The sequence below is a fragment of the Verrucosispora sp. FIM060022 genome (assembly GCF_003977705.1).
In the GTDB taxonomy this organism is placed as follows: Bacteria; Actinomycetota; Actinomycetes; order Mycobacteriales; family Micromonosporaceae; genus Micromonospora; species Micromonospora gifhornensis.
On sequence record NZ_RQIV01000007.1, the window covers coordinates 260491 to 285257 of the forward strand.

The 24767-nt window shown below is 70.2% G+C and carries 23 protein-coding genes; 4 read left to right on the forward strand and 19 right to left on the reverse strand.

The genetic code is table 11. The annotated features are described in order from the left end of the window. Positions 1-42: 42 nt before the first annotated feature. The 6 genes from EG812_RS20270 to EG812_RS20295 form a co-directional block, all read right to left on the reverse strand. A complete protein-coding gene (locus EG812_RS20270) occupies positions 43-1092 on the reverse strand; it encodes an LCP family protein (protein ID WP_013736520.1) in 1050 nt (349 codons plus the stop codon). 328 nt (positions 1093-1420) lie between these two features. Then, complete coding sequence (locus EG812_RS20275; protein ID WP_043722357.1) at positions 1421-2647, reverse strand: LCP family protein; 1227 nt, start codon at positions 2645-2647, stop codon at positions 1421-1423. A gap of 67 nt (positions 2648-2714) precedes the next feature. Beyond that, a complete protein-coding gene (locus EG812_RS20280) occupies positions 2715-3689 on the reverse strand; it encodes an NAD-dependent epimerase/dehydratase family protein (RefSeq protein ID WP_126712468.1) in 975 nt (324 codons plus the stop codon). A gap of 74 nt (positions 3690-3763) precedes the next feature. After that, complete coding sequence (locus EG812_RS20285; protein ID WP_013736517.1) at positions 3764-5440, reverse strand: monocarboxylic acid transporter; 1677 nt, start codon at positions 5438-5440, stop codon at positions 3764-3766. Continuing rightward, a complete protein-coding gene (locus tag EG812_RS20290) occupies positions 5437-5790 on the reverse strand; it encodes a DUF485 domain-containing protein (protein ID WP_013736516.1) in 354 nt (117 codons plus the stop codon). Before EG812_RS20290 ends, EG812_RS20285 begins: the two co-directional genes overlap by 4 nt. A gap of 210 nt (positions 5791-6000) precedes the next feature. After that, positions 6001-6636 (reverse strand): flavin reductase family protein, encoded by a 636-nt coding sequence (locus EG812_RS20295; protein ID WP_233579555.1) that lies wholly within the window; start codon positions 6634-6636, stop codon positions 6001-6003. 328 nt (positions 6637-6964) lie between these two features. Here EG812_RS20295 and EG812_RS20300 point away from each other — a divergent pair, with 328 nt between their 5' ends. After that, positions 6965-7381: an endonuclease domain-containing protein gene (locus EG812_RS20300; RefSeq protein ID WP_050814665.1), complete on the forward strand. Its 417-nt coding sequence runs from the start codon at positions 6965-6967 to the stop codon at positions 7379-7381. Positions 7382-7493: 112 nt separating this feature from the next. On the opposite strand, the gene EG812_RS20305 is transcribed toward EG812_RS20300, so the two are convergent. The 8 genes from EG812_RS20305 to EG812_RS20340 all read right to left on the reverse strand — a co-directional run bounded on the left by EG812_RS20305 (position 7494) and on the right by EG812_RS20340 (position 17103). Further along, positions 7494-9185: an ABC transporter permease gene (locus EG812_RS20305; protein WP_126712470.1), complete on the reverse strand. Its 1692-nt coding sequence runs from the start codon at positions 9183-9185 to the stop codon at positions 7494-7496. Next, positions 9170-9934 carry an ABC transporter ATP-binding protein gene (locus EG812_RS20310; RefSeq protein WP_013736512.1) on the reverse strand — a complete coding sequence of 255 codons (765 nt, stop codon included), beginning with the start codon at positions 9932-9934 and terminating at the stop codon, positions 9170-9172. Before EG812_RS20310 ends, EG812_RS20305 begins: the two co-directional genes overlap by 16 nt. A gap of 145 nt (positions 9935-10079) precedes the next feature. Continuing rightward, positions 10080-11720: a sodium/solute symporter gene (locus tag EG812_RS20315; RefSeq protein WP_013736511.1), complete on the reverse strand. Its 1641-nt coding sequence runs from the start codon at positions 11718-11720 to the stop codon at positions 10080-10082. 1 nt (position 11721) lies between these two features. Beyond that, positions 11722-12120, reverse strand: coding sequence for a hypothetical protein (locus EG812_RS20320; protein WP_050814807.1), 399 nt, complete (start codon positions 12118-12120; stop codon positions 11722-11724). Positions 12121-12364: 244 nt separating this feature from the next. Then, the gene (locus EG812_RS20325) at positions 12365-13138 is read right to left on the reverse strand and encodes a LytR/AlgR family response regulator transcription factor (RefSeq protein WP_013736509.1); all 774 of its coding nucleotides are present in this window, start codon (positions 13136-13138) and stop codon (positions 12365-12367) included. Then, complete coding sequence (locus tag EG812_RS20330; RefSeq protein ID WP_013736508.1) at positions 13135-14361, reverse strand: sensor histidine kinase; 1227 nt, start codon at positions 14359-14361, stop codon at positions 13135-13137. Before EG812_RS20330 ends, EG812_RS20325 begins: the two co-directional genes overlap by 4 nt. Positions 14362-14405: 44 nt before the next feature. Beyond that, positions 14406-15977: a sugar transferase gene (locus tag EG812_RS20335; RefSeq protein WP_050814664.1), complete on the reverse strand. Its 1572-nt coding sequence runs from the start codon at positions 15975-15977 to the stop codon at positions 14406-14408. 265 nt (positions 15978-16242) lie between these two features. Beyond that, complete coding sequence (locus EG812_RS20340; RefSeq protein ID WP_126712471.1) at positions 16243-17103, reverse strand: Fpg/Nei family DNA glycosylase; 861 nt, start codon at positions 17101-17103, stop codon at positions 16243-16245. A gap of 80 nt (positions 17104-17183) precedes the next feature. On the opposite strand from EG812_RS20340, the gene EG812_RS20345 reads away from it, so the two are divergent. Beyond that, the gene (locus EG812_RS20345; RefSeq protein WP_126712472.1) at positions 17184-18515 is read left to right on the forward strand and encodes a glycosyltransferase family 4 protein; all 1332 of its coding nucleotides are present in this window, start codon (positions 17184-17186) and stop codon (positions 18513-18515) included. Positions 18516-18587: 72 nt separating this feature from the next. Here EG812_RS20345 and EG812_RS20350 read toward each other — a convergent pair whose 3' ends face one another. The 5 genes from EG812_RS20350 to EG812_RS20370 form a co-directional block, all read right to left on the reverse strand. Then, the gene (locus tag EG812_RS20350) at positions 18588-18935 is read right to left on the reverse strand and encodes a hypothetical protein (RefSeq protein ID WP_126712473.1); all 348 of its coding nucleotides are present in this window, start codon (positions 18933-18935) and stop codon (positions 18588-18590) included. Positions 18936-19228: 293 nt separating this feature from the next. Further along, positions 19229-19942, reverse strand: coding sequence for a CDP-alcohol phosphatidyltransferase family protein (locus EG812_RS20355; protein ID WP_013736503.1), 714 nt, complete (start codon positions 19940-19942; stop codon positions 19229-19231). Continuing rightward, positions 19926-20993, reverse strand: coding sequence for an iron-containing alcohol dehydrogenase family protein (locus EG812_RS20360; RefSeq protein WP_043722342.1), 1068 nt, complete (start codon positions 20991-20993; stop codon positions 19926-19928). Before EG812_RS20360 ends, EG812_RS20355 begins: the two co-directional genes overlap by 17 nt. Further along, positions 20981-21712: a phosphocholine cytidylyltransferase family protein gene (locus EG812_RS20365; protein WP_043726079.1), complete on the reverse strand. Its 732-nt coding sequence runs from the start codon at positions 21710-21712 to the stop codon at positions 20981-20983. The genes EG812_RS20360 and EG812_RS20365 overlap by 13 nt, the downstream gene beginning before the upstream one ends. A gap of 241 nt (positions 21713-21953) precedes the next feature. Beyond that, positions 21954-22403, reverse strand: coding sequence for an NUDIX domain-containing protein (locus EG812_RS20370; protein ID WP_013736499.1), 450 nt, complete (start codon positions 22401-22403; stop codon positions 21954-21956). A 236-nt stretch (positions 22404-22639) separates the two neighbouring features. Between EG812_RS20370 and EG812_RS20375 the strand changes: the two genes are divergently transcribed. Beyond that, positions 22640-23140 carry an ester cyclase gene (locus EG812_RS20375; protein ID WP_126712474.1) on the forward strand — a complete coding sequence of 167 codons (501 nt, stop codon included), beginning with the start codon at positions 22640-22642 and terminating at the stop codon, positions 23138-23140. A gap of 159 nt (positions 23141-23299) precedes the next feature. Continuing rightward, positions 23300-24394, forward strand: coding sequence for an aminotransferase-like domain-containing protein (locus EG812_RS20380; RefSeq protein ID WP_126712475.1), 1095 nt, complete (start codon positions 23300-23302; stop codon positions 24392-24394). Positions 24395-24767 lie beyond the last annotated feature (373 nt).

Consider the following 24767-nt stretch of genomic DNA (forward strand, 5'->3'; position numbering starts at 1 on the left):
TACGCAGCGTGACGGGACATTGCGAAGATCCGCGCCCGCCGGTCACTTCCGGTTGGAGATCACCTCGGGGTTGTAGAAGACGAACTCGGCGAGCTTGTCCTGCCGGACCGCCCGGAACATGTCCAGGGTCTGCTCGTCGAGCGCCTCGTTGCCGTTGCCCTTGGCGTTGTAGGTGCCGCCGTTGGTCTTGAGCATGATCAGCTCGTTGCCGGTGACGCCGCGCATGGTGAAGACGAAGTCCTCCACCGAGACGCCGCCGGTGTCGAGGATGAACGCCTTGCCCGCCGCCTTGATCAACTCGTTCAGCTTGACCGGGTTGGTCAGCGTGCCGTTCTGGCTGGCCTTCTTCGCCATCGCCTTGATCAGCTGCTGCTGGTTCTGCTGGCGGTCGTAGTCGCTGTTGGCGAGGCCGTAGCGCTGCCGGGAGAAGTCCAGCGCGGCCCAGCCCTCCATCTCCTGGCAGCCCTTCTTGTGCACCACCGGAGTACGCGGCTTGCCGGTCTTCTTGGCGTCCGCGTTCCACATCGGCTTGCCGTCGACGTACGACATGTGGGTCGACTTGACGTCCTGCTTCGGGCAGATCCGCACCGAGCCGAGGGCGTCGATGACGTTCTTGAAGCCGCCGAAGTTGATGATGGCCGCGCCGTCGAAGCTGACGCCGGTCATGTTCTTGATCGTCTGAGCCATCACCTGGGCGCCGCCCTCCCAGCCGCCGCCGTTGCGGGCGCCGACCTGGAACGCGGCGTTGATCTTGTCGACCCCGCCGGCGTAGTTGCCCTTCGGCCAGGCGGGGATCTGCGCCTCGGTGTCCCGGGGAATGGAGATCAGGTACGCCTGGTCGTGGGTGGCCGGGATGTGCAGCACGATGATGCTGTCCGCCCGGACGTCGTCGGCGGCCCAGCGCTCCCGGGCGTCCACGCCCAGCAGCAGCATGTCGATCGGGCCCTTGAGGTCGGACCCGCCCTCGGCCAACGTCTTGCCCGCGTCGCCGAGCAGGTTGCGCTGGGTGATGCTGCCGGTGGCCTGGCTGATCACCGCCTTGCTGCCGACGATGGCGACACCGCTTGTCATCATCAGCACGGCTCCGGCCACCACGGTGAGTCGGGCCCAGAGCGGATCCTTGCGCCGCGGACGCCCCTTCCCGGCCTTACCGGATCGCTTCCTGCCCCCGGGCGGCGGCGGTGGGGTGGCTGTCGCATGAGGTGGTTCGAGCAAGGCGGAACTGTGAACCGGCATGCGCGCTCCAGCTCTTGTGTAGCAAAAGGGGGCGGAGACACTTTACGTACGCAATCCCGCCGAAGCGAGTTCTCATGACGGCCAGTTACTGTTCTCCGCCGCGTCATCCTGGCGAAATGACCGAACGGTCAGAGTCAAACATCCGATCAGCCGTTGGCTCACAGGAAGGGTTCAGCTGGCCGCGTCAGCCGTTGCCGCTGGTCGATGGCTTGTTGGCCGACATCCACTCGGCCATCGTGTCGGCGGACATCGCGCGGTACATGGCCAGGGCCTTCTCCCGGTCGGAGACCACCACCGACTCGCCGTTGATGGTCTCGCTGCCCAGGTGCGGGCTGGTGACGAAGGTGAGGTTCTCGCCCCGCAGGTTGCGGAACTGCACCGCCATGTCGGTGAGCGAGAAGCCGTGATCGACCGTGACCGCGTCGGTCACCGACCGTAGGAAGGCGTTCAGCTTCTTCGGGTTGGTCAGCGTGCCGGTGCTCGCCGCCTTGTCCATCAGGGCACGCAGGAACTCCTGCTGGTGGCGCATCCGGGCGAAGTCGCCGTCGGGGAACTGCTTGCGCTGACGGATCCAGTCCAGCGCCTCGGTCCCGTTCATGTGGTTGGTGCCCTTGGTGAACTTCCGGTACGGCTTGTGGATCGAGGTGATCGTCCGCTCCACCTCCAGATCCACTCCACCGAGGGCGTCGGTGACCTGCTTGAAGCCACCGAAGTCGATCGCCATCACGTGATCGATGTGCACGTCGGTGAAGCACTCGACCGTGCGTACCGCCAGCGGCAGCCCGCCGAAGGCGAAGGCGGCGTTGATCTTGCGACGCTGGCCGGAGCCGCAGTCCGCGCCGGCGCTCTCCGGAATCGGCACGTACAGGTCACGGGGGATGGAGACCAGGTACGCCTTCTGGTGGTCGGCGGGGATGTGCATGACGATGATCGTGTCGGCCCGCCACTCACCGGGCCGGTCCATCGGCGCGTCCGGATCCCGCGAGTCGGTACCCACCATGAGGATGTTCAGCGCGCCGTCCACCGACTTCGCCGGCCGACCGCCGGTGATCTCCGAGAAGGGGTCGGTCCGGGCCAGATTCTTGTCGAGGCTGCGGGCGTAGAACCAGGCCCCGCCCCCACCGATCAACGCCAGCGCCAACACGACGACGCCGGCCACCAGGGCGATGCGCCGCCAGTGCGGTCCCCGCCTCCGGGGTGGACCACTGCCCGGCCCTCCCGGCCCCAGCGGCCCACGCGGGCCGCCCGGCCCGCCGGACCGTACCGGCTCCTCGTCGTAGCCGGGCTGCCACTGGGCGGTGTCGGCCGGTCGGGCGGCACGCCCGCCGCGACCGGGGCCCGGCACCGCCGCGCGCCCGGCGCTGCGGTGCAGGTGAGGGAGCCGGTGGGCATCGGGGCTGGTCGCTGACATGTCACTCAGGGTACGCAGCCCCGGCCACTGTCGCCCTGCGTCGAACCCCCGCGCCGTGTCGGACCGGCTAGGCCAGCCGCTCCCGGAAATGGTCGATGGTGCGTCGCAGGCCGATCTCCGGCGTCACCGTCGGCTCGTAGCCGAGCACCTCGCGGGCGAGGCTGAGATCGGGCCGGCGCATCTCCGGATCGTCGGCGCTGCGGGTGACGTACGTCACCTCAGAGCTGCTGCCGCAGAGTGACACGATCGTCTCGGCCAGTTCCCGCATGCTCACCTCGTGCTCGGTGCCGCAGTTCACCGGCCCGCTCTCGGTGGAGTCGAGCAACAGCAGGATGCCCCGGACCAGATCCGCCACGTAGCAGATCGAGCGGGTCTGGTTGCCGGTGCCGTGCACGGTGATCGGCTCACCACGCAGCGCCTGGGAGATGAAGGTCGGGATGGCCCGTCCGTCGTCCGGCCGCATCCGGGGGCCGTAGGTGTTGAAGATGCGCACGATGGCGGTGTCCAGACCCCGACTGCGTCGGTACGCCATCGTCGCGGCCTCGGAGAAGCGCTTCGCTTCGTCGTACACGCTGCGGATGCCGATCGGGTTGACGTTGCCCCAGTACGTCTCCCGCTGCGGGTGTTCCTTCGGGTCGCCGTACGCCTCGGAGGTGGAGGCCAGCAGGAACCGGGCGCCGTCGGCGACCGCGCGGTCCAGCAGGTGCAGGGTGGCCACCGAACCCACCCGCAGGATCTCCACTGGCAACTTCTCGAAGTCGGTCGGGCTGGCCGGCGAGGCCATGTGCAGGATCGCGTCGAACCGTTCCGCCAGCGCGGGATGATCCGGCAGCCCGTCGGAAATGTCCGCCTCGACAAGTGTGAAGGTCGGCGCGTCGAGCAGGTGGGCGACGTTCTCCTTCGAGCCGGTGACGAAGTTGTCCACCGCGATCACCGTGCAACCGCGGGCGATCAACGCATCCACCAGGTGCGAGGGAACGAAGCCGGCGCCGCCGGTGACCAGGACCCGGTGACCGGGACCGAAACGCTGCTCAACCTTCATGCCGCCAAGCCTAAAGGAGGGGCCCCCTGTTAACGCCTCGCGTACTACAGGGGGCCCCTGTTAACAGGTGCGGGTCAGTGCGCGCCGGCACCGGTCAGGGCACGCACCTCCAGTTCGGCGTACTTCTCCTCGTCGCTCTCCTTGGAGATCACCGTGCCGATCCAGCCGCAGAGGAAGCCGAACGGGATGGACAGGATGCCCGGGTTGGACAGCGGGAACCACTGCCAGTCGTGGTCCGGGAACATCGCCGTCGGCGCACCGGAGACAACCGGTGAGAAGAACACCAGCACCACAGCCGCGAGCAGACCGCCGTAGATCGCCCAGACCGCGCCGGAGGTGTTGAACCGCTTCCAGAACAAGCTGTAGAGGATCGCCGGCAGGTTGCCCGAGGCGGCCACCGCGAAGGCCAGCGCCACCAGGAACGCCACGTTCAGGTTCTGCGCGTAGATCGACAGGGCGATGGAAACCGCGCCGATCACCAGGGCGGAGATCCGGGCGACGTTCACCTCCTGCCGTTCCGACGCGGAGCCCCGCTTGACGACGTTGGCGTAGAAGTCGTGCGCCAGGCTCGACGATGAGGCCAACGTCAACCCCGCGACCACCGCCAGGATGGTGGCGAAGGCGACCGCCGCGATGATCGCTAGCAATGCCGCACCACCCAGTTCACCGCCGAAGAAGTCGATCCCCAGGGCCTCGGCCAACTGTGGTGCGGCCGTGTTGCCGGCCCGATCCTGCTCCCGGATGGCGTCGCCACCGACCAGCGCCGCCGCGCCGAAGCCGAGCGCCAGGGTGAGCAGGTAGAACGAGCCGATGATGCCGATCGCCCAGAGCACGCTCTTGCGAGCCGCCTTCGCCGTCGGGACGGTGTAGAAGCGGATCAGGATGTGCGGCAGGCCGGCGGTGCCGAGCACCAGCGCGATGCCGAGGGAGAGCAGGTCGACCTTGTTGTAGAAGGTCTGTGTCGCGTTGCCGGCGACCTCGACGCCGTACCTCAGACCGGGTTCCAGGAATGCGGTGCCCTGGCCGGAACTCGCGGCCGCGTCACCGAGCAGCGAGGAGAGGTTGAACTTGTACTTCGCCAGCACCAGCAGGGTCATCAACAGCGCGCCACCCATGAGCAGGAACGCCTTGACGATCTGCACGTAGGTGGTGCCCTTCATGCCACCCACGGTGACGTAGATGATCATGAGCGCGCCGACCATGATGATGGTCGCCACCTTGGCGGTGTCCGCGTCCATGCCCAGGAAGGTGGTGCCCGGCCGGATGCCGAGCAGCAGTGCCACCAGGGCGCCCGCGCCGACCATCTGCGCCAACAGGTAGAAGATCGAGACGGTGATGGTGGAGACCGCCGCCGCCGTACGCACCGGACGCTGGCGCATCCGGAACGCCAGCACGTCGGCCATCGTGTACCGCCCGGAGTTCCGCAGCAGCTCCGCGACCAGCAGCAGCGCCACCAGCCAGGCCACCAGGAAGCCGATGGAGTAGAGGAAGCCGTCGTAGCCGTAGAGCGCGATGATGCCGGCGATACCGAGGAAGGACGCGGCGGACATGTAGTCGCCGCCGATCGCCATGCCGTTCTGGAAGCCGGAGAACGACCGGCCGCCCGCGTAGAAGTCGGTGGCGGTCTTGGTCTGCCGGCTGGCCCAGATCGTGATGGCCAGGGTCGCCGCCACGAAGGCCAGGAACAGCACGATGGTCAGGTTGCGGGCGGTGGTGTTGCCCGCCTCGGCCGCGAGGACGACTGAGTTCACGACTCACCTCCGGTGAGCTCGCCGCGGATCTTGTCGGCCACCGGGTCGATCTTCCGGTCGGCGTACCGGGAGTAGAGCCAGGCGATGAGGAAGGTGGAGACGAACTGGAGCAGGCCGAAGACCAGCGCAACATTGATGTTGCTGCCGAACAGTCGGGTGCCCATGAAGTCTCGCGCGTACGCGGAGAGGATCACGTAGAGCGCGTACCACAGGAAGAACGCGATGGTCATCGGGAAGACGAAGCCGCGCAGCGCGCGACGCAACCCGGCGAACTCGTCGGACCGTTGGACCGCGAGGTACCGCTCCGGTTCCGAGTCGGTCGGCGCGGTAGCAGGGGTGTCCGTGGACATTTGATCACCACCTTCACAGACGTCAGGAGTTTCGCGCACGGTAGAAAGCGCGCTCCCCGCCGGAGAAGAGGCAATATCGGTGCCGGTCGACGGCTGCGCCGAACGGCCGCGCTGCTGCGCTCAATGACCTGGATCACACCGCTGACCGGTAACCGCGCGGCAGCGGGCAGGTGGTTGTAGCTCGGGTGCGACGGTGGTGGCTCGGCGGGATCAGCCCAGCTCGTGGTAGCGGCCACGGTGGTGCAGCAGCGGCCCACCGTCGTCCGTCAGCTCCACCCGCTCGATGGTCGCCTCGACCAGCAGGCTCCAGCCGTACTCCCGCGCGCCGTCAAGCCGGCAACCGGCCCAACCGCCGCCGTCGGCAGGCACCGGCCCGTAGGGCGTCTCGGCCCAGCTGTCGATGGCGAACAGGCCGCCAGGGGACGGGAACAGACCGGCGAACCGGTCGGCGAGCTGTCGGTGCCCCGGGCTCAACGGTGCCACGGCGAACCGACCCGCCTCCTCGACCGCCGCCCAGAGATCCGACTCCGCGTCGATCAGGCCGAGCAACCGCCCGGGATCACCGTCGGCCACCAACGTCGACGAAACCGTCAAACCCGCCGGCCCCGGCGCCGTCCACAGCGTCACCGGCGCGGCGAGCCGACCCCGAAACCGGCGTACGGGCGAACGCTTGTCGGCCGGTACGGCGAACGGATCGCTGTGGTGGATCTGGGCGCCCGGCTCTGGATTCACGTGAAACATTGTGACCCGCCCGGCCTGCCCGCGTGCCCGCGCCCAGCCGACGAACCGCTGATAGAGCTCGGCCCGGTGTCGCGGCCCACCGGCGCGTGCAAGAGGCCGGAACAGGGCTGAATACGCCAACTCGCCGTGCGCGGGTGCCGCTTAGCGGCCCGGCGGGGGTGAACGCGGGGTCGCAGCAAGGCCCGATCCGACAAGGTCACGCTCGATCTGGGATCGAGTGGTCTGGTTGCCAGCACGGAACCACTCGATCACAGATCGAGCGTGACCTTGTTCGAGATAACCCCTCTACGGGGCCTGCGAGGGCACTTGTTCCCACGTCGAGCGCGATCTTGCTGGAGGTAATCCCCTGCGGGACGTGCGAGGGCGCTTGTTCGTTGGGTCGCCCAGGCGGTGGAGCGGGCTCCCGCATCGAGCGCGATCCTGCATCGAGGCCATGCCTCTATGGGGCCGTGAGGGCCCGCGTGTCGCGGTCGACCTGGCGGATGCCGGGGCCGAGTCGCCGCAGGAGTCCCGTGCTCGGGTTCGGCTCGTGTTGGCCGGGCTGCCGCGTCCGCGTACCCAATGGGTGGTGTCGGCCCAGGGTCGGTTCCTCGCCCGTCTCGATCTTGCTTGGCCGGACTATCGGGTGGCGATCGAGTACGACGGCCTCTGGCACGACGACCCGGCGCAGTTCGACGCGGATCGCCGACGGCTCAAGCCGGTGGTCGGCGGTGACTGGATCGTCCTGCACCTGACTGCGAAGCGCCTCCGCGAGGACTTCGACGGCTTCGTCGCCGAGGTGCGGGCCGCCCTGCGCTCCCGCGGCCACCGCAACGGTGCACCCCGCATCCCCGAGCAGCATGCCCCGTGACCGCCGGCCGTCACCCCGCGACCGCCGGCCCGTGAGCCGCGACCAGCGACCCCAAACCAGCGACCCCAGACCAGCGACCGCCGAGCCGCGAGCCGCGATCGGCCGCGGATGGTCAGCGGCGCGGGGTGACGGCGGTCAGCAGTTCGGGCTGGCGACGGTCCAGGGCGTCACCGGCCAGGTAAGAACCGAGCAGCGCCACGCCGACGCCGTAGAGGATGCCCAGGGGCAGACCCAACCAGAGCCAGGCGTCGCCGAGCAGCGCGGCGGCGATCACCGTGGGTAGGCCGGTCGCGGCGGTGGCGACCATGGCCACCAGGGCCAGCAGGCTCTTGGTCACCCCGGCGCCGCTGTTCATCGCGAACGGGTTGCTCGTCTCGGGCAGCGAGTAGGCGGCGAGGACGGACACGAACGAGTTGACCGCCAGCCCGGCGCCGAAGGTGGCGATCAGGGTGCCGGCCATGAAGCCCACCCAGGTCGGCTCGCCGAGGATCAACGCCATCACCACGGCCACGAGGACCAGCATGGGCAGCACGTAGAGCGAGAAGGCGACCATCCGGGCGCGCAACTCCAGGCGGCCGGGCACGCCGGCGATCACGTTGGCCGCGTACGCGCTGCCGTCGAAACCGAACTGGTTGGCCAGGGTCATCGCGGCCAGCAACCCGACGAAGAGCATGGAGAGACTGACCAGCAGCGGTGAGGTGTCGGAGGGGAGGCTGAAGCCCTGCTCGCTGTCGATGCTGAAGCCCTGCCCACCCACGTTGACCATGACCGGCACGAAGAGGCCGACCACCGCGATGGTGATCAGGTTCGCCCGCCGTCGGGCGTCCCGCCACCAGTAGCGGGCCTCCCGGGCGACCAGCGCGCCGAAGCGGTCCCGGCGCAGCCAGCCGGCCGCCTGTGGGAACAGCTGGGCCACCGCGCCGCCACTGACCTCCGGCTTGCCCTTGGACGGCCCGGTGCTGGCCGTACCGATCATCGCCGACTCCAACGAGCGCGACCACCAGGCCAGCAGCGCGACGATCGTCACGACGGTGATCAGGAGTTTCAGCGGTGCCGCCCAGGCTCGGCCCTGCGCCACGTCGATGCCGGCGGTCCAGGGTGCGCCGAACGGTGTCCAGCCGATCACGGTCGCCACACCGGTGAGCCGGTCCCAGTCGGTGTCCCGGATCGCGGCGAGACCGGCCAGCTGCAACGGACCGAGCAACGCGGCGGCCACCGCGAGCAGGACGGCCGCCAGGTCGCGTACCCGGCGGGATCGGAGCATGCTGGCGAAGGCGCTGGTCATCGCCCGTGCGGCGGCGACGCAGAGCAGCAGTCCGGAGATCACTCCGAGAACGGCCACCGCGGCTGCGGGCCAGCCACCGAACACCCCGGCGGTGACCACCAGCCCGGAGAGCGCCACCAGTACGGCGACCGTGGGCACGCTCACCAGCGCCGCGGCGAACAGCCCGGTGACCAGGGTCCGGCGGGACAGCGGCAGCAACGCGAAGCGGGCCGGGTCGAGGGTCTCGTCGACGCCGAAGAAGACCAGGGGCAGCAGCAGCCAGCCGAGCACCGTCAGGCCGCCGGCGAACGCGGCGACCAGCAGCGCGTACCGGTCCTCGCCGGCGAACCCGGGGGCTGCCAGGCCGAAGAAGGCGGTGGCTGCGAGCCAGAGCCCGACCAGCGAGCCGATCACGAACAGCACGGCCCGCCAGGCCTGGCCCCGGAAGTTGTTGCCGATCACCCGCAGCTTGAGCCGGACGAAGTGCCGCGCCTTGACCGGGTGTACGCGGCTGGCCGGGTCGGTCACCGGGACAGCCACGACAACTCCTCGCCGGTTGCCGTACGCCCGCCGACCACCTCGACGAAGACCTCCTCCAGCGAGCGCTCCCCGCGTACCTCCTCCAGGGTGCCCACCCGCTTGATGGTGCCCTCGGCGAGGATCGCCACGTGCGAGCAGAGGCGCTGCACGACCTCCATGACGTGACTGGAGAAGATCACCGTCCCGCCGCCGGTGACGTACCGCTGGAGGATGTCGCGGATCAGCGCCGCCGAGACCGGGTCGACCGCCTCGAAGGGCTCGTCCAGCACCAGCAGCCGGGGTCCGTGCAGCAGGGCGCAGGCGAGGCCGATCTTCTTCTTCATGCCGGCCGAGTAGTCCACCACCAGGGTGCGGCCGGCATCGGAGAGGGCGAGCACGTCGATCAGCTCCGCCGCGCGCTGGTCGACGACCGCCGGGTCCATGCCCCGCAGCAATCCGTGGTACGCCAGCAGTTCGGCGCCGCTGAGCCGGTCGAACAGCCGTACGCCGTCGGGCATCACCCCGAACAGCCGTTTCGCCTCGACCGGGTCGGCCCACACGTCGCGCCCGAGCACCCACGCGCTGCCGGCGTCCGGTCGCAGCAGCCCGACGGCCATCGACAGGGTGGTGGTCTTGCCCGCGCCGTTGGGGCCGAGCAGCCCGTAGAACGAGCCCGCCGGTACGTCCAGGTTCACCCCGGCCACGGCGACCTTGCTGTCAAATCGTTTGGCCAGGCCACGTAGCGCCAACGCAGGGTACTCGCCAGTCATGTGACAGACCGTATCCGGTGGCGGCCAGCGCACCCTGAGCCACCAGGCTGAGCTTGACTCATCCCACAGTCGTAGGCGTCATCCGCTGCGAGTGTTAACAAGGGGCCCTTGCTCTACACGAGGCGTTAATAAGGTGCCCTTCCTTTCACAGCCGGAGGCTGTCGGGGGCGTGTAGGCGGAGCATGGTGCGGCCGGTGTCGGCGGGGGTACGGCCACGGGTGGCGAGCGAGACCGCGACCATCACCGTGAAGGCCAGCGGCACCGTCCAGGCGGCCGGCTGCGCGGTGAGGGTGGCCGGCCAGCCGCTCAGCGGCGGCCCGAGCACGGTGATCAGCACCGCCGACACCGCCGCGCCGCCGCCGACCAGGATCCCGGCGGCCGCGCCCGCGTCGGTGAGCCCACGCCACCAGATGCCGAGCACCAGCAGCGGGCAGAAGCTGGACGCGGCGACGGCGAAGGCCAGCCCGACCACCTGTGAGACGTCGAGTCCGGAGACGTTCAGCGCGAGGATCAGTGGCACCCCACCGGCGATCACCGTGGCGAGCCGGAAGCCGCGTACCGAGCCACGGCCCAGCACATCCGTGGAGATCACCCCGGCGACGCTGGTGAGCAGCCCGGACGAGGTGGAGAGGAAGGCCGCGAATGCCCCGGCGGCGACCAGGGCGGCCAGCAGTCGACCGGTGGTCCCGGCACCGAGCGCCGCCTCGGGCAGCAGCACCACCACCGCGTCGGTCTGGCCACTGACCAGCAGTTGTGGGGTGTAGATCCGACCCAGCACGCCGTAGATGGTGGGCAGCAGATAGAAGACCCCGACCAGGGCCAGCACGACAAGCGTGGTCCGGCGGGCCGCGGTGCCGTCCGGGTTGGTGTAGAAGCGGACCAGCACGTGCGGCAGCCCCATGGTGCCCAGGAAGGTGGCCAGAATGAGGGAGTACGTGGCGAACAGCCCCCGGTCGTCCGAGCCGGCGGTGCTGGGCAGCAACCAGTCGGTCGCGCTGGTGGCGACCCCGGACACCTCGGGCACCGGCTCGCCGGCGGCGAAGGTCAACTCGTCGCCGGGGTTCACCTGGCGGCTCTGCCCGTCCGGCAGGGTCAGGACGGCGCGATGTTCGACAACGACTGTGGTCGCGGTTCGGAAGGTCGGCCCGTCGGGCGGGGTCACCGCCGGCCGCCCGTCGGCCTGCCACTGAAGCGCCAGAAAAATCGCGGGCACGGCCAGCGCGGTCAACTTCAGCCAGTACTGGAACGCCTGCACGAAGGTGACCGCCCGCATCCCGCCCAGCGCCACGTTGGCGGTCACCACCACCGCCACCACCAGGGCACCCACCGGGTACGGGGAACCGGCCAGGGTGGCCAGCGTCAGCCCGGCGCCCTGCAACTGGGGCACCAGGTAGAGCCAGCCGATGAAGATCACGAAGACGGTGGCCAGCGTGCGCAGGCGACGGGAGCCCAGCCGCAGTTCGCAGAAGTCGGGCAGGGTGAAGGCGCCGGAGCGGCGCAGCGGCGCGGCGACGAAGAGCAGCAGGGCCAGGTAGCCGGCCGCGAAGCCGACCGGATACCAGAGCACGTCCACGCCGTACTTGAGGATCAGCCCGGCGACACCGAGGAAGCTGGCCGCCGACAGGTACTCGCCGCCGATCGCGGCGGCGTTCCAGGTCGGGCTGACCACCCGCGAGGCGACCAGGAAGTCGGAGGTGGTGCGGGCCAGCCGCAGCCCGTAGAAGCCGATCCCGAGGGTGGCCAGGGTGACCGCCACGATCGCCGGTACGACGAGGTCGTTTGTCACCTCAACGCTCCGGCCGCTGGACCAGGTCGGTGAAGTCCTGCTCGTTGCGTTCGGCCAGCCGTACGTACGTCCAGCCGACCGCGACCAGGAACGGGAAGGAGAGCACGGCGAGCAGCAGCCAGGGCAGGTTGACACCGAGCACTGTCATCCGGCCCACCGAGGGGGCGATGGCGAACAGCCAGGGCAGTCCACCCAGCCCGACCAGGACCACCGCCGACAGTTGCAGGGCCAGCGCGAGCTGGGCGCGTACCAGGCCGCGGATCAGCGTCTCGCCGACCCGGGTCTGCTGGGTCAACTCGGTACGGGCACCGCCGGCCCGCTGTCGTCGGCCCGAGACCTCGGCCAACACCACCCGGGTACGTGCAGCCGGCCCCGACCCGCGCAGCTGCGCGGCAGCCAGCTCCCCAGCCTGAAGCGGCTCCTCAGCCCGGGGCGCCTCCCCAGCCCGGGGCGGCGATGCAGCCTGAAGCGGCTCCGCAGCCCGGGGCGGCGGCGCGGCGGTCCCGGCTGGCTCGGGTCGGCGGGGTGCCGGTGGTGAATCCTCGGCGGCCACCCCGGCAGTCTCGTCCGCCCGACGGGAATGTCAAGCGGCTGTGGACAACCTGTGGACAACCCGCTGACCCTGTGGACAAGGGTGTGGACGCTCAGCGGCTCCATTCCTGCTTCGCGGCTCGGACCAGCTTGTCCTTCAACTCCCGGGTGTGCCGCCGACTCACCGGCAGCTCCGCGTCGTCGACCACGACCACGTAGCCGGAATTGACAAGTCGAAGCTCGGCGATCAGCCGCAACTGCACCAGGTAGGACCGGTGGATCCGGACGAACCCGGCGTCGGCCCACCGCTCGGCGAGCGTCGCCAGGGACACCCGCACCAGGTGCGAACCTTCTGTGGTGTGCAGCCGGGCGTAGTCGCCCTGCGCCTCCACCCAACGCACGGCGGAGCGGGGCAGCATCCGGGTGGAGCCGGCCAGCTCGACGGGGATCGTCGGGTCCTCCTCGGCGCGGGCCAGGGCCGCCGGATGCGACGGCAGCACCCGTGACCCGACGACTCGACGCAGCGCCTCGGCGAGCCGCTCCGCGCGTACCGGCTTGCGGACGTAGTCGGTGGCGCCCAGGTCGAAGGCGTCCGCGGCACCGTCGTCGTACGCGGTGACGAAGACGATCGCCGGTGGCCGGGCGAACTGACGCAACACCCGGGCCAGCTCCATGCCGTCCAGGCCGGGCATCCGGATGTCCAGGAAGATCACGTCGACCTCGTCGTCGCGGAGCACCCGCAGCGCCTCGGTGGCGTCGCCGGCCGTGTGCAGCCGAGCCACCCGAGGGTCGGTACGCAGGTGGTACGCCAGCTCGTCCAGGGCCGGGGGTTCGTCGTCCACCGCCAGCACCCGCAGGAAGCCGGGCGTACCGCCGTTGCCGGTCACGAACGCGCCCGTACGCCGGGGTGGAACTTCGGCACCCGCATGCTCACCTTCGTGCCCGACCCCACGCCCGTCTCCACCACCAGGCCGAAGTCGCTGCCGAACACCGAGCGGAGTCGTTCGTCGACGTTCGAGAGGCCGACGTGCTGGCCCGGGTCGTCCCCCGGATCACCGGTGGCCCCGGCCAGCTCGGCGATTCCGGCGGTCAGTGTGCCCGGATCCATCCCCACTCCGTCGTCCTCCACCGTGATGTGACATTCGGCGCCCGCGTCCCGCGCCTCGATGCTCACCATGCCCGTGCCGGGCTTGCGCGACAACCCGTGCCGGACGGCGTTCTCCACCAACGGCTGCAGGCAGAGGAAGGGCAGGGTCACCGGCAGCACCTCCGGGGCGATCTGCAGCCGCACCTGAAGCCGGTCGCCGAAGCGGGCCCGCTCGATTGTCAGGTAGCGGTCGATCGACCGAAGCTCCTCGGCCAACGTGGTGAACTCACCGTGGGCCCGGAACGAGTAGCGGGTGAACTCGGCAAACTCCAGGATCAGCTCCCGGGCCCGCTCCGGATCGGTCCGGACGAACGAGCCGATCGCGGTCAGCGCGTTGTAGATGAAGTGCGGGCTGATCTGCGCCCGCAGCGCCCGGACCTCGGCGCGGGCCAGCCGTTCCCGGGACGAGTCCAGCTCGGCCAGGGCGAGTTGGCTGCCCGCCCAGCGGGCGGTCTCCATGGTCGCCTGCACCAGGCCCGGACCGGGCACGCCGTCGGTGACCGCGATCATGGCACCGGCCACCCGGCCCTCCGCGCCGGCCATCGGGGCCACCACCGCACCCCGGACCGCGCAGTCGATGCGGTCGCAGAACAACTCGGCCTCGCCCAGCACGGTGGACCGCTCGGTGGCCACCACTCGCTGTGCCGCCGCGCGCAGCTGGTCGGTGTGGTGCGCACCGCGCCCGTCGAGGGCGAGCACCTCCTCGGTGTCGGTCAACGCCAACCCCGCCGCGCCGACCAGGCCACGCAGGTGCCGGGCCGCCTTCGCCGCACCCGCCGGGCTCAGCCCGGCCCGCAGCGGCTCGGCGGCCAACCCGGTGGTGTGCAGCACCTCGTAGGTGGCCCGCTGGCTGGCCGTGGCGATGCCCCGCCGGCCACGCAGCCGAGCGACCGCGACCAGTGCCCCGGTCAGCACGACGACCAGCGACAAGACTCCGATGCCGGCCGAGAGGTTGCCACCCACGTCGATGATCCTGCTGGTTGCGGTGGCGCAGGGAAAGAGCTGATTCAGTACGCGCCCTTGCGCGCCAGCACCACGCCCACCGTGCGCCACAGGATGCTCAGGTCGTACGCCAGCGACCAGTTGTCGACGTAGTAGAGGTCCAGTCGGACGGCCTCGTCCCAGGACAGGTCGGAGCGGCCGGACACCTGCCACAGCCCGGTCATCCCGGGGCGGACCAGCAGCCGGCGGCGTACGTCGCCGAGGAAGTCGCCGTCGTCGGCGGGCAGCGGACGCGGCCCGACCAGGGACATCTCGCCCATCAGCACGTTGATCAGCTGCGGCAGCTCGTCAAGCGACGAGGCACGCAGGAAGCGACCCACCGGGAAGACCCGAGGGTCCTGCTTCATCTTGAACAACATGCCGTCGGTCTCGTTCTGGTCGACCAGGCTGGCCAGCCGGTCCTCCGCGTCGACGTACATGGTGCGGAACTTCCACACCCGGAAGGTGCGCCCCTCGTGCCCCACCCGGGGCTGGCGGAAGAAGACCGGACCGGGATCGGAGATCCGGATGGCGATGGCGATGACGATGAAGACCGGGATCAGCGCCAGCAGGCCCAGGCCGGCGGCGACCCGGTCCATCATGTTCTTGGCCAGCAGCGCCGGCCCCGACAGAGTGGGCTCCTCGACGTGCAGCAGCGGCAGGCCCTCGATCGGGCGGATGTGCACCCGGGGGCCGGCGATGTCGGTCAGCTGCGGTGCCACCACCAGGTCGACGCCGGAGCCCTCCAACTGCCAGGCCAGCCGGCGCAGCTCGCCCGGCTCGGCGCTGGCCGAGCCGCAGACCGCGATCGTGTCGCCGCCGACCTCCCGCACCAGGGCCAGCACGTCACGGCCGGCGTACACCGGGACGGGGGTCTGCACGCCCTTGGCCGCGGCGTAACCGTCGGTGATGTGGATGGCCACCGGCACCAGCCCGGCGGCGGGGTTGCGGGTGACCGCGGTGTAGACCTCCAGGCACTCCGGCAGGGTGCCGACCAGCACCATCCGGTGGGCCGCCTGCTGGGTGTTGCGGCGCATCACGTGCAGCACGAAGCGGGTCAGGATCCGGCCCAGCAGGATCAACAGCAGGGCCAGCAGCAGGGCGGTGCCGACGGTGAACCGGGACAGGTCGGTCTTGGTGGCGAAGGCGAGGAACGACACGGCCGCGCATACCGCCACGCCGGCCCGGATCACCCGCTTGAACTCGTCCGGCCCGAGACCGAGACAGCGCCGGTCATAGGCCCCGTTGAACCACAGAATGGTCAGCCAGCCCAGCGGCAGCAGCAGGAAAGCCACCGTGTGGAACCAGGTCGGGTCGTTCTGGGCCTCGTGGAAACCGGCGGTGGCCTGGTCGAAGGTGCGGATCGCGGTGAAACTGGCGAAGGCCGCCGCCGCGAAGTCGAGCAGCAGCAGAATCGCGGTGTACGGCCGATGCCAGCGGGAGACGCGTCGTCGAGCCCGCGCCCACGCCGAGCGGGGCACGCCGTTGTGCGACGGCGGGTTCGGCGGCTGGATCTCGAAGCTGTCGACGTGCCGCACGAGTCTGCTCCGGCCTTCGTTGGTTACCGGGCGCTGGAGGCTTGTCGTCACCTCACCCATGTCCTCCCGCATGACCCGCACCGCTTACTCGCCGTAAGGGCCCGAGTCTCCCACCGTTCCAGTTTCCCACGCGGATTCCGCCTCGACGCCGACCCGAGAGACATTGCGTGACGGATTCGTTTTCGCCTGGGATCTGGCCGGCTCCACGCCATCCGGAAGCCGGGGACCGAGCCACTATACCGATGGATGGCGGCCCGGGAAGAGTGCCGGACCGTGGTTGCGTACCCCGCGTCCGATTCCGCTCCGTAGTCAAGCGTGTCGTTACTCACCGTACAAGTCTGGACAGCCTTCGGTCAGCAAGGGGCTTGCCGCCGGTCTGACAGGTCGGGCAGTACTGGAGGCTCGAATCGGCGAAGGAAACCTCACGCACGGTGTCGCCGCAGACCGGGCAGGGCAGTCCCGTACGGGCGTGCACCTTCAGCCCGGAGCGCTTCTCACCCTTCAGTTCCGCAGCCCGCTGCCCCAGTGAGCGGGTGACCGCGTCGCCGAGCACCCGTCGGGTGGCCGCGTGCAGCGTCGCCATCTGGTCGTCGGTGAGTCGGTCGGTCAGGGCGAACGGTGACAGCTTCGCCGCGTGCAGGATCTCGTCCGAGTACGCGTTGCCCACCCCGGCCAGCACCGCCTGATCGGTGAGCACCCCCTTGAGCTGTCCCCGGCGGCTCCGCAGTGCCCCGGCGAAGGCGGCCAGATCGGCTGAGAGCGCGTCCGGGCCGAGCTTGGCCACTCCGGGCACCGCCTGCGGATCGGTCACCAGGTACACGGCGAGCTTCTTCTGCGTACCGGCCTCGGTCAGGTCGAAACCGGAACCGTCGTCCAGACGGGCCCGCAGCGCGATCGGGCCCTTGCCCGGTCGGAGCGGGACGGTCGAGGCGAACGCCTCCCGGTAGTGCAGCCAGCCGGCCCGCGCCAGGTGCACCATCAGGTGCAGGTCACCGTCGAAAACGACGTCGAGGAACTTGCCGTGCCGGCGGGCGTCGGTCACCGACCGGCCGGTGACCGCGGTCAGCGCCGGATCGTACGTCTTCAGGGCGCTGATCGCGACGGCCTCCAACCGCTCGACGCGGCGGCCCACCGCGCGCTGTCGCAGGTAACCCGCGAGCGCCTCCACCTCCGGTAGTTCGGGCATCGTCCAACGGTAGCCTTCTTTCCCGTGAGCGCGAGGAATGAGCTTGCGAGTCCCGCAGTCGTGAACGAAAGACGAATCCCGTGAGAATCGTGGTGGCGCACAACCGGTACCGGGAAGCTCAGCCCTCCGGTGAGAACACCATCGTCGACGCGGAGATCGCCCAGCTCACCGCCGCCGGTGTGGAGGTGCTGCCCTTCCTGCGCAGCTCCGACGAGATCCCGTCGATGCCGAAGACGGCGAAGGCCCTGCTGCCGATCTCCCCGATCTATGCGCCCCGGGCCCAGCAGGAGCTGTCCCAGTTGCTCACCGAGCACCGGCCGGACGTGCTGCACCTGCACAACCCGTACCCGCTGCTCTCGCCCTGGGTGGTGCGGACCGCGCACAAGCACGGCGTGCCGGTGGTGCAGACGGTGCACAACTACCGCCAGGTCTGCTCCTCGGGCCTGTACTTCCGCGACGGGGTGATCTGCCAGGACTGCCGGGGGCGGGCGCTCGGGGTGCCGGCGGTGGTGCACCGCTGCTACCGCGGGTCCCGGGCGCAGAGCGCGCTGATGGCCACCACCCTGGCCGTGCACCGGGGCACCTGGAAGTCGGTGGACCGGTTCATCGCGCTGACCAGCGCGGTCGCCGACCACCTGCGCGACTACGGCATCCCGGACTCTCGGATCGTGGTGAAGCCGAACGGCATTCCCGATCCTGGTACGCCCGCCCCGCTTGGTCAGGGCTTCCTCTTCCTCGGCCGGCTCTCCCCGGAGAAGGGGCTCGGCCTGCTGCTGGAGGCGTGGCGTCGGCACCCCGACGGGGGGCTCGGGCCGCTGCGGGTGGCCGGTGACGGTGAGTTGCGTCCGCTGGTCGAGGCGGCGGCGGCCGAACGCGCCGACGTGACCTTCCTCGGCCCGCTGGACCGGGCCGGGGTCCGCTCGGCACTGGCCGCGAGCGCCGTGGTGCTGGCCACCTCCACCTGGCACGACGTGCTGCCCACGGTGATCATCGAGGCGTTGGCCAGCGGCCGACCGGTCCTCGGCACGGCACTGGGTGGTATTCCGTACCTGGTCGGCGCGGACACCCCGCGCGAGCCCGCGGGCACCGGCCCGGCGGTGATCGCCTCGGCCCCCGCCCCGGCCAGCCCCGGCGGCCCCGCCGCTTCAGGCGGGCCGGGTGGTGTCGGTGGCATGGCCGGTCTGGGCAGTGCCTCCGGGGTGGCGTCCGCGCTGCCGGCCGGGGTCCTGGCCGGTGAGGCCGGCTGGGTGGTGCCGCCGGAGCCGGCGGCGCTCGCCGCCGCGCTGCCGCTGGCCGCCGCCGGCGCCGCCGCACTCGCCGCCCCCGCCCGGTCCCGCTACGAGCGGGTCTTCCACCCCGACGTGGTCACCGAGCAACTCCTCGCCGTGTACGCGGGGCTCGCGCGTTCTTGATCAACGCTGTTACGCCGTAGTGGCGGTATCCCACCTGCCTGGATACCGCCACTACGGCGTAACGAAGTCGATCTAGTAGGCAATGAGCTTGTAGGAGAGGAATACGCCGGGGCTCCAGCCCTGCCAGCCGCTGAGCTGCAACCCGTAGCCGGTGCAGTCGTCACTCGCGTAGGCGATGGCGTACACGGGGGTCCAGCTGATGGAGGTGGCCGCGTCCTGCATCGGGTGGCAGAGGTCATCGGCTGCGGTGTGCCGGGCGACCACGTAGGCGCTGTTCGCGGTGTAGAGAACCAGGCCCTGGTCAGGCACCTTGAACGGTTCCCGCTCCACCTCCTTCGCGACCGCGGGCGCGGCAGCCAGAGTGGTGGTCAGGGCTGCGACGGCCAGGACCGAGGCAATCCGCTTGGCGGTTTTGCGCATGAGGTCTCCCAAGGGTGGGGTGGCGTGGGGAGCGAGAACATCAGCTTCGCCATGAAGCGATATCCGTCTATGGGATCTTCCATGGCTTTGCTTGAAGTGTCAACAATTGTCGATCACCTTGAAATCGGCACAGCGGGAGCGGCGTCTCGTCGTCGCAGCCGGCCACCAGCGCCCTTGGATCAGACCGGGATGCCCTGGAGCCCGGCATCGGGATAGCCGGTGCACCAGCCCGGCTCCCGACGCGTTAATAGGGGGCCCTTCCTATACGCGAGGCGTTAAGAAGGTGCCCTTCCTTACCAGCTGGCGCGGGCGGAGAAGGCGATGCTGGCGAGCAGGAAGCCGCCGTTGACGATCGTGAACGCCGCGATCACCCAGAACACCAGCGCCGGGGCGACGGCCAGGACCAGCGCCGCGGCGAAGATCACCGCGCCGTAGTCGCGGACCAGCTTGACCAGGCGTACGGGCAGCGAGGTCGAGGTGACCATGCTTGCCGCGTTCGGGCCGGACTGCATCACCGAGGTGACCAGGTTGACCATCCAACTCCCGGCGAACGCGGCCACCAGCCACACCGGCGTCGAGGGACGCTGCGCCACCGCAGTCGCGGACAACGCGGCGACCAGGGCGATCTGCGCCGCCACGTCACAGAGCACGTCCACCCGGGCGCCGGCCGCACTGCCCTGGCCGGTCACCCGGGCCAACTGGCCGTCGGCGCAGTCCAGGGCGTACGCCACCTGCCAGCCGACCAGGGCGAGCAGCCCGACCAGCCAGGCCGGTACGTCCCCGGCGGCGACCGGGCCGGCGAGGGCGACCACGGTCGCCGAGGTGGCCAGCCCGAGCACCAGGTTGGTGATGGTCAGGGCGGTCGGCCGGAGCCCGAGACGCTGGGCGACAAGCGCGAAGACCGCACCGATCCACTGGCTGACCGACTCGCTGAACAGGCCACCGCCCCGGTTCACCCGGTGGAAGTCGGCGACCGTGGGGTGGGACGGCTCAGCCAAGGTGCTCACGGAGGGCGTCAACGTAGTCTCCCAGCCGGGTACGGAGGTCGTCAGCGGACAGCGCAAGGTGCTCAAGGATGGTGTAGCGGTCCGGCCGGGTACGCGGCGCGAAGGCGACCGCCTCGACGAACTGCTCGTCGGTGAGACCCAACTCGCTCGGCCGGGTGGAGAGGCCGTGCCGGTGCAGGCAGCGGGCGAGCTGGCCGAAGCGCTCCAGGTCACCACGGAGGAAGGTGCAGAACAGCGCACCCAGGCCGACCTGCTCGCCGTGCGAGCCGGTGCCCGGGTAGAGGTGGTCGATGGCGTGCGAGATCTCGTGGTCGCCGCCGCTGGCCGGTCGGCTGGAACCACAGACCGACATTGAGATGCCGCCCAGGATCAGCGCCTCGGCCAACGTGGTCAGGAACGCGTCGTCGGTGATCTTGCCGGGGTGGTTGACCAGGGCCTCCGCCCCGGTCCGGGCCAGCGTCAGGGCCAGCCCGTCGATCGGCTCGTCGCGTACCTGATGGGCCAGCTCCCAGTCGGCGCAGGCGCTCAGGTTGCTCACCGCGTCGCCGATGCCGGCCTGGGTCTGCCGATCCGGGCCGTTCTCCACGAAATCCAGGTCGACCAGGACGGCGATCGGGATGTGCACGCCGTACGACCCCTTGCCGCCCTCGTGGCTCAGCGAGGCCACCGGGGAGGCGATGCCGTCGTTGGCGAGGCTGGTCGCCACGGTGACCATCGGGAGGGCGTAGCGGGTGGCGGCGTACTTGGCCGTGTCGATCGTCTTGCCGCCACCGATGCCGACGACCGCGTCGTAGTGCCGGCGGCGGAGCTGATCGCCCAACTCGTTGGCCGAGTCGACGGTGCCGCCGCTGACCGTGAAGATGTCGGCCGATCCGAGCGAGGGCCGGCACATCTCGGCGATCTTCTCGCCCTGCCCGGGGCCGACCACCACCGCGACGTCGCCGCCACCGGAGATCCGCCGGTCGGCGAGCAGCGCGCCGAGGTCCGTCACCGCACCACGGCGGACCTCGATCGACAGCGGCGTCGTGACGGTACGGGCTAGTAACGGCACGCGATCTCCCGAGCCCGGGCCAGGTCGGCGTGGTTGTCGACCTCGACCCAGGACACGTCACCGATCGGAGCGGCCCGCACCTCGCCACCCCGGTCGGCGAACTCCTGGTACCCGTCCTCGTAGTACAGGTTCGGGTCGCGTCGCCAGGTCGCCTCCAGCGCATCGGCGAGCGGCTCGGCCACCTGCGGCTCGATCAACGTCGCGCCGATGTACTCGCCGTACGCCTCGGCCGGGTCCATCAGCTTGGTGATCCGGGTGAGCTGGCCGGCGGCGTCGAAGGTGGTCTTCATCTCCTCCTCCGCCAGCGGCTTGATGTTGTCGATGGCCAGCAGGACACCGGGACCCCGCTCGGCGAGCAGCGTCTTCTCCACGCTCACCGGATGCACCGTGTCACCGTTGACCAGCAGCACGCCCCGGGCGAACCAGTCCCGGGCCAGCCAGAGAGAGTACGCGTTGTTCCACTCCTCGGCCTTGTCGTTGTGCACGAGAGTGATCGTGACGCCGTACCGGCGCTCCAGCTCGGCCTGTCGTTCCCGGACGGCGTCCGCGGCGTACCCGACCACCACCACGACGTCCGTGAGTCCCACCTCGGCCAGGTTGCGCAGGGCGATGTCGAGGATGGTGATCTCGCCATCCACCGGCACCAGCGCCTTCGGCAGCGTGTCGGTGTACGGGCGCAGCCGGCGACCCGCGCCAGCCGCCAGCACCATTCCGACCATGCCGGTACCAGTCTCTGTCTTCACGGCGTTCACCGGAGGAGGATAGCGCCGTCCCGAGGGCTGCCGTCGGCCCAGCCGGACACCGCTGCCAGGTGGGCCAACATCTCCAGCCGCCGCGACCCGGGGTCGGCCGGCGTGTCCAGCCGTTGCGGCACGAGTCCGCCGGCACCGTCGCGACGAACAGCGGGTAGTTGGCGGGCGCGACCATCGCGGCATGGGTGCGCCGGTCGGCCGCTGTCGTTCAGGAATGCGTTGACCTCAGCAGGGCGAAGGCTCGTTCCGCGATCTGGCGGATCAGGCCCTCGTTGACATGGCGGTGCTCGTCCAGCACGTCGACATCATCCGGACCGAGCCAGCGGTACTCGGTGTGCTTGCCGGCCTCCAACACCGGAGCGGCCAGGTCACCGTCGACCCGGACCAGCCAGTCGTACTCGATCCGGGTCAGACCGTCGTCACCGACGTAGCGGAACTCACCGACCGGGCCGAGGATCTCCGCCACCCGCCAGCCGGTCTCCTCCAAGACCTCTCGACGCAGGGCCTCCTCGACGGTCTCGCCCGGTTCGAGGTGACCACCCACGATGTCCCAGCAGTTGGGGAACAAGCGCCGGTCCGGCGACCGACGCTGAAAGAACAGCCGCCCCTCCGGGTCGACGATCAGCGCCCCAGCACACCGCAACGGCTCGACCGACACCCCAGCACCCTAACCCTCCCCCACCCCCGCCCCCGCCCCCGCCCAGCGCCTGCTGGCACCTGCTCGGCGATCTTGCACTTTGTGTCCCCGCATAACGGGTACAAGCCGCGAATCAACGACCGAAACTGCAAGATCGACGGACTGGCCCCCTCGGCCTGGGGTGGGCGGTGTGGTGGGGTGGGGTGGGGGGTATGGGGGTTGGGTCGGGGGTGGAGTGGGTTGGTGGGGAGGACGGGATGCGTGGCGCGGACCGGTTGATCGAGCAGCAGTACGCCATGCTGCTGCGGCGGGACGTGGCCCGCCTGCCCGAGTTGTACGCGGTCGACGGCAGCTACGGCATGCCCGGCGTGACGGTGCGCCCGACCGAGTTGCCGGCGCTGCTGCGTACCTGGACGGGTGCCTTTCCTGACCTGCGGGTCGACCCACTCGGCGCGGTACGCACGGCCGGTGGGGCGGCGGTCGAGCATCGGCTCACCGGCACCCACACCGGGGTGCTGCACACCCCGTTCGGCACTGTCGCACCGACCGGTCACTCCGTGTCCTGGCAGGTGGTGGACATGGTCCGGGTGCGGCGGGGTCGGATCGTCACCTGGCGGTCCTACTTCGACTGGGGACAGCTGATCACCTCGCTCGGGGTGCAGGTGGCGGGCCTGTCCCGGCAGGTGCCGTTGGCCTCCGTGTCCCCGGTGTCGACCGGCGAGCCGGTGTTCGCCGGACGGGAACCGGCGGCCGCCTGACCGGCTCCGCCGTCAGGTAAGTCCTGACCTGCTCGGCCGTCCTCCCGATCACCCACTCGCCTTTCCCGGTCGCCCGGCTCACCCGACCCGGTGGCTCAGGATGCGGACATCGCCGTGCCGTCGGCGTACGCCCTGCCACCGCACGTACGCTGAACAGCCATGACCGCCGAGCAGCTGATCTCCTTCGCCCGTGGCGCGCCTTCGCTGGACATCGTCGATGTCGAAGGGCTCAAGGCCGCCGCCGTCCGCGCGTTCGACGCCGACCCCGCCGGGGTGACCGCGTACGGTACCTCCGTCGGCTACCTTCCGTTGCGGAAGTGGATCGCCGAGAAGCACGGGGTCGAGGCCGACCAGGTGTTGATCACCAACGGTTCCCTGCAGGCCGACGCCTTCCTCTTCGACCACCTGGTACGCCCCGGCGACGCCGTGGTGGTGGAGCGGCCGACCTACGACCGGACCCTGCTGAACCTTCAGCGGATGGGCAGCGAGCTGCACGGAGTCACCATCCAGCCGGACGGCCTGGACACTGCCGAGCTGCGCAAGCTGCTGGAGTCCGGGGTGCGGCCACGGCTGGCGCACATCATTCCGAACTACCAGAACCCGGCCGGTGTGACGCTCTCCCTGGACAAGCGCCGGGAGCTGCTGGAGTTGGCCGCGGAGTACGGCTTCACGATCTTCGAGGACGACCCGTACGCCGACATCCGGTTCCGTGGTGAGCCGCTGCCGTCGATGCTGTCGATGGACACCCGTGGTGTCGTGGTGCACGCCTCCAGCTTCACCAAGACGGTCTGCCCCGGCGTACGGGTGGGCTACCTGGTCGGCCCGGCGGACCTGATCGGTGCCATCGCGAGCAAGGCGACCAGCCTCTACATCTCGCCCGGCATGGTGGCGCAGGCGATCGTGCACCAGTTCTGTGTCTCCGGCGACATCGAGCGGTCGATCGAGACGGTCCGGGCGGCGCTCGGCGAGCGGGCGCGGGTGCTGGCCGAGTCGCTGCGCCGGCACATTCCCGAGGCCCGGTTCGTGGAGCCGGACGGCGGCTACTTCCTCTGGGTCGAGTTGCCGGAGGACGTCGACGTCGAGAAGCTGGCGCCGGCGGCCGCCGAGCGGGGCGTCGCGGTGGTCAAGGGCAGTGACTTCGTCATCGACGGTGGGCGGCACGCGCTCCGGCTCGCCTATTCGGCAGTCACCGCGGATCGTGTCGACGAGGGTGTCCGGCGGCTGGCCGAGGCGATGGAAGCGGTTCGCGGCTGAAATCTGTCGGATTTCTGACAGTACGGCCACGCCGGTCGCTCCAGGGCTCCCCCTCGGGGCGACCGGCGGCTCACAATGCTGCGAGCGTCACTCACCTGCGTACTGCGGCCTTCCGGGCTTCGACCATCGTGGACATGCCCGACGCGAGCCGGCCGCCGTACGCCCCTGGGTGACGCGGCAGCACCACCCCCGCCCCCATGGCGCCGGGCGGGCCGGGCCGCAGCCTCACCCCCCGTAGCGGTCCGGTCCGTCCGGCGCCACCCCCCGGCGGTCGCCGAAGCCACCATGATCGTTGCTGCGGCGTACCCTGCAAGCCGCAACCAGGGCGTGCGGAGGGGGCGTGATGACCGATCGGATCAAGCGAGGCCGGAAC

Bases quoted from the DNA above. Each gene is read 5' to 3' on its own strand.
- EG812_RS20375 (WP_126712474.1), top strand. From the start codon at position 22,640: ATGCGTGGCGCGGACCGGTTGATCGAGCAGCAGTACGCCATGCTGCTG.
- EG812_RS20380 (WP_126712475.1), top strand. From the start codon at position 23,300: ATGACCGCCGAGCAGCTGATCTCCTTCGCCCGTGGCGCGCCTTCGCTG.
- EG812_RS20365 (WP_043726079.1), bottom strand. From the start codon at position 21,712: ATGGTCGGAATGGTGCTGGCGGCTGGCGCGGGTCGCCGGCTGCGCCCG.
- EG812_RS20335 (WP_050814664.1), bottom strand. From the start codon at position 15,977: ATGGGTGAGGTGACGACAAGCCTCCAGCGCCCGGTAACCAACGAAGGC.
- EG812_RS20275 (WP_043722357.1), bottom strand. From the start codon at position 2,647: ATGTCAGCGACCAGCCCCGATGCCCACCGGCTCCCTCACCTGCACCGC.
- EG812_RS20280 (WP_126712468.1), bottom strand. From the start codon at position 3,689: ATGAAGGTTGAGCAGCGTTTCGGTCCCGGTCACCGGGTCCTGGTCACC.
- EG812_RS20340 (WP_126712471.1), bottom strand. From the start codon at position 17,103: ATGCCCGAACTACCGGAGGTGGAGGCGCTCGCGGGTTACCTGCGACAG.
- EG812_RS20290 (WP_013736516.1), bottom strand. From the start codon at position 5,790: ATGTCCACGGACACCCCTGCTACCGCGCCGACCGACTCGGAACCGGAG.
- EG812_RS20300 (WP_050814665.1), top strand. From the start codon at position 6,965: ATGCCTCTATGGGGCCGTGAGGGCCCGCGTGTCGCGGTCGACCTGGCG.
- EG812_RS20350 (WP_126712473.1), bottom strand. From the start codon at position 18,935: ATGCGCAAAACCGCCAAGCGGATTGCCTCGGTCCTGGCCGTCGCAGCC.
- EG812_RS20310 (WP_013736512.1), bottom strand. From the start codon at position 9,934: ATGACTGGCGAGTACCCTGCGTTGGCGCTACGTGGCCTGGCCAAACGA.